We start from the raw sequence: 3,351 nt of genomic DNA, 5'->3' as shown, positions 1-3,351 counted from the left end.
AAGCAAAGGGTGGCGATGGCTGGGTTGGAGCCTCGGGATTTCTCCGCGCATGGGTTGCGGTCGGGGTATTTGACCTAAGCGGCCAATCGCGGCGTTCCGCTCCCTGAGGCGATGGAGCAATCGCGCCATCGGTCGGTGCAGCAGGCGTCGAGCTACTACAACGACGCAAGAAGACGGAGCGGCCGAGCGGCCCGCATGCTTTGAGCCGCACGACCCGTCAGCAATTGATTCTCATGCGCAAAACCGCGAAAGTCGCTTCGAATACAGGTCACAAAGCGTCTAAAAGCGGCTTGTGAACGGCCCGGTGCCCTGCCACCACGCTCCATGGGAAACAAGCGTCACAATGGCGCCAATGAAAGCCAATCCATTCGAGCAGCTCAAAAATCCCACGGATTGACGAGGTCGAGACCTGTCGTTTCGAAATCCTTGCGATTGCGCGTGGCCAGGCGTCCGCCGTTCACGCGCGCTATTGCAGCGATCAGTGCATCGGGTGCTGACATTGCGTGTCCCTGACGGGCCGCCTGCCCCATGATTTCTCCATAAGCGAGCGCGGCTTCTTCTGTGAGACCAAACATCCGATCGGCAAATCGACGCCGCCATTCCGTCAGCCCCTGCTCCAAACGCTCTGCACGCTGGTCCGGCCTGATCTTTTGAATGCCAAAAGCGATCTCGCCGATTGTCATTGTAGGCAACGCCAATTCCGCGTCGAACCGCACCAGCCAAGCCATAACGGCCTCGTTAGCGTCCTTCCGCAAGGTCTCCGAGACCACGTTCGTATCGAGAATTATCAAAGCTCGATACCCTGGTGTGGACGACGGCTTTCGCGGATGATCGAATCGAGATCGATATCTGTGGCCGCTTGCGCGTTGACCCGCCGATAGAAACTTGCCGCTGGTTCACGGCCCGCCTCGCGGGTCTCGTAGGCTTCAAGCGCACGTTCGACCACCTCGGCAATCGAACGATTTTCGCGGCGAGCCAGCCGGTGAGCCAGATCCCTTGCCTTGGAGCTTCGGACAGAGAGTTGGGGTGCGGCCATCTTAATCTCCTTTTACAGTGAATATAGGTGAACAGATTGCTGCCAGCAAGATGGCAGAAGCCGTCTTGCCATCTCGCCGCATGCGGTGTGGGCAGGAGCCCGCCGGAGGACGCACCGATCGAATGCGCTTTCCGCGTGATCACCCTTATGAATTCCGCCATGGAAGCCCACTGACGCGCGTTCGCTGCCTGGATACTCTCCCACTCGTCGGGAACAGTTTCCCGACGCTGGCGGGCCGCAATTCAAACGATAAAACACGCTTGCAACTGATCGTTTTCTCACGCATTCCTTATCTGTACAAAGCAAGATAAAAGGCGCGCAAAAATTATGGCAAAACGTCAAGCCGACAATCGGTCGCAAGCGCCGAGACGCCTTATCGGTTACGCGCGCATCTCTAGCGACGATCAGGTCCACGATGCTCAGATGGACGAGCTGCGCACCGCCGGCTGCGAGAGAATTTTTCGGGAGCACGGATCGGGTACATCACGAGCGCGGCCCGTTTTGACGCGACTGCTCGGTGAGCTTACCGCCGGCGACGTGCTTGTCGTCGTCCGTCTGGATCGCCTCGCCCGGTCGGTCAGCCATCTATTGCAAGTGATCGAAGATCTCGAAGAGCGCGGCGTCCACTTCAGGTCCATCCGCGATCCGATCGATACGGCCACACCACAAGGGATGTTTTCTCTTCAGGTTCTTGGTGCCGTCGCACAGCTCGAGCGAGCGCTGATCGCTGAACGAACCAGGGCTGGTATCAAAGCAGCGAAAGCCCGGGGCAAGCTGCCAGGAAACCCCGGACTTCGAGAACGGAGACCAGACGCGATTAGGGCGGTGTCGAAGGCCCGGGAAAAACTCTATCTCGACGAGCTGATCTCGTCTGCCCAAACCTGGCTTCCGACCGTTCGGCAAATGCGTCCGCTGCACACCTGGGACAATGTCGTGCGGGTCCTCAATCGCCGCGGCCATGACTGGACGGTGGAAAGGCTGCGTCGCGCCGTGCATCGCATGGTCCGCGAGAAACTGGCCGAACCCGAGCTCCTTGCTCGCTCGCCGCGCCGCGGGCCAGAGGATCATCTCATGAAGCTAGTCGCGGCGATTGCCATTGCCGATCCCGACCTGTCGCTGCGTGACATTGCCACCCAGCTGGATCAGATGGGAGAGCGGCCGGCGCGCGGTGGACGCAAATGGCAGCCATCGTCCGTTCGTCACCTGCTGGATGAGGCGCATCGGTTCGGCCTCATCCGGCATTGAGAGCATGGAGCACGCTTAGGTCCACTACCCCTGATCTCCAAACCACTTCACCGATGCAGGTGACGTCAGCCTTGAGACTCCGTCCAGAACTCTAAAGCCGGCAGCTCGCCAGCGACATCATCCAAAGCCAAGGCTGGAAATCTCTACCGAAATCAGGGCGGGCGGGAAACCGCGCAATCGGCAAGTTGATGCGTTCCTCGAATGGCGGAAAATCAAGGCTGAAACGGTGTTCGTCGTAGGGGAGCCGCAAAGGCTACGGGCGCGCGCAAGGACGGCATCTTCCCAAGCCAGGTTAGGCGGGATTCTCAGAGCACGATGAATGTCGGCATGATAGCGGCCAACAATCTCCAGGGTAAGCCAGCGCTTAATCTCGTCGAAGACCATGACAGCATGCTTTTGAGGATCATAATCGCCGCGGGATGCGACATCGCATGACGTAGAGCCTGGCAAGAAATGAACGGCGCCTATCATTGCGCCGATGAGCCGCTCGATGTACCCGCCAAAATGCGACGGGCGACTGGTCGGTGGATAAGGTTAATGCCGTGCTCAGCCGCCCCCCACGCGAGGGCTCTTCCCCGCTCCAAGGCCTCGTCGGGATGGTCACCGAGATCGCAGTAAGCGGCGAAGAGATGATCGAAGATCAGTTCAAAATCACGCTCCGCTTCGACAGAGTATTCAAGACTCCACACGAAGAGCTCTCTGTTTACGCGCGATCATATCGTCGACCGCGCCTGCCATTGCCTCTTCAGACATAGACGCTCCACTTGGCCGCCGGTGAATCAGCTCCCGCAGGGCTTCCGTCTCAGCGGACTCAGTCTCCGTCTTCTGTGTCGACAAGCGATCGCGCAAAGGCATCCTGTTGCTCGGTTAGCGAAAACGACGATTTTACGCTCACGTCATCTCCTTTGCTTCCAGAATTGCTACCCAGTTGCATATGTCAAAATTTTCTTGATGGCGCTATTTCCAGCTGTGACCGGTCGAAGACGGCCCTCCCCTGCCCTCTCTCGCCATCCATCTCGGCCGCACGAAAACATCCGGTGCCGACCAGGATGAGGTCGTCTATCTCACTG

The 3,351-nt window shown here is 58.8% G+C and carries 3 protein-coding genes and 4 pseudogenes; 3 read left to right on the top strand and 4 right to left on the bottom strand.

The annotated features are described in order from the left end of the window. A pseudogene (locus RHIBUN_RS37865) lies at positions 1-204 on the top strand (integrase); the annotation flags it as partial. Between the two features lie 173 nt (positions 205-377). On the opposite strand, the gene RHIBUN_RS0132880 reads toward RHIBUN_RS37865, so the two are convergent. Together RHIBUN_RS0132880 and RHIBUN_RS0132875 are read right to left on the bottom strand one after the other, a co-directional pair. Further along, entirely contained in the window at positions 378-791 is a 414-nt protein-coding gene (locus RHIBUN_RS0132880) for a type II toxin-antitoxin system VapC family toxin (RefSeq protein WP_025662877.1), read from the bottom strand. After that, positions 788-1,036: a type II toxin-antitoxin system VapB family antitoxin gene (locus RHIBUN_RS0132875; RefSeq protein WP_025662876.1), complete on the bottom strand. Its 249-nt coding sequence runs from the start codon at positions 1,034-1,036 to the stop codon at positions 788-790. The genes RHIBUN_RS0132880 and RHIBUN_RS0132875 overlap by 4 nt, the downstream gene beginning before the upstream one ends. 327 nt (positions 1,037-1,363) lie before the next feature. On the opposite strand from RHIBUN_RS0132875, the gene RHIBUN_RS0132870 reads away from it, so the two are divergent. Further along, the gene (locus tag RHIBUN_RS0132870; protein ID WP_025662875.1) at positions 1,364-2,281 is read left to right on the top strand and encodes a recombinase family protein; all 918 of its coding nucleotides are present in this window, start codon (positions 1,364-1,366) and stop codon (positions 2,279-2,281) included. Between the two features lie 575 nt (positions 2,282-2,856). Here RHIBUN_RS0132870 and RHIBUN_RS37860 read toward each other — a convergent pair. Both RHIBUN_RS37860 and RHIBUN_RS37855 read right to left on the bottom strand, forming a co-directional pair. Then, a pseudogene (locus RHIBUN_RS37860) lies at positions 2,857-2,970 on the bottom strand (type II toxin-antitoxin system RelE/ParE family toxin); the annotation flags it as partial. Then, a pseudogene (locus RHIBUN_RS37855) lies at positions 2,957-3,176 on the bottom strand (type II toxin-antitoxin system ParD family antitoxin). The pseudogenes RHIBUN_RS37855 and RHIBUN_RS37860, both read right to left, overlap by 14 nt. A 78-nt stretch (positions 3,177-3,254) precedes the next feature. Between RHIBUN_RS37855 and RHIBUN_RS37850 the strand changes: the two are divergent. Further along, positions 3,255-3,351, top strand: a pseudogene (locus RHIBUN_RS37850) (recombinase XerD); the annotation flags it as partial.

This window comes from Rhizobium sp. IBUN (assembly GCF_000510625.1).
In the GTDB taxonomy this organism is placed as follows: domain Bacteria; phylum Pseudomonadota; class Alphaproteobacteria; order Rhizobiales; family Rhizobiaceae; genus Rhizobium; species Rhizobium altiplani.
Note: the sequence above shows the minus strand (reverse complement) of the source record. Positions and strands in the feature narration are given on the sequence as shown.

Excerpts from the sequence above, each read along its gene's own strand:
- RHIBUN_RS0132875 (WP_025662876.1), bottom strand. The coding sequence starts at position 1,036 with ATGGCCGCACCCCAACTCTCTGTCCGAAGCTCCAAGGCAAGGGATCTG.
- RHIBUN_RS0132870 (WP_025662875.1), top strand. The coding sequence starts at position 1,364 with ATGGCAAAACGTCAAGCCGACAATCGGTCGCAAGCGCCGAGACGCCTT.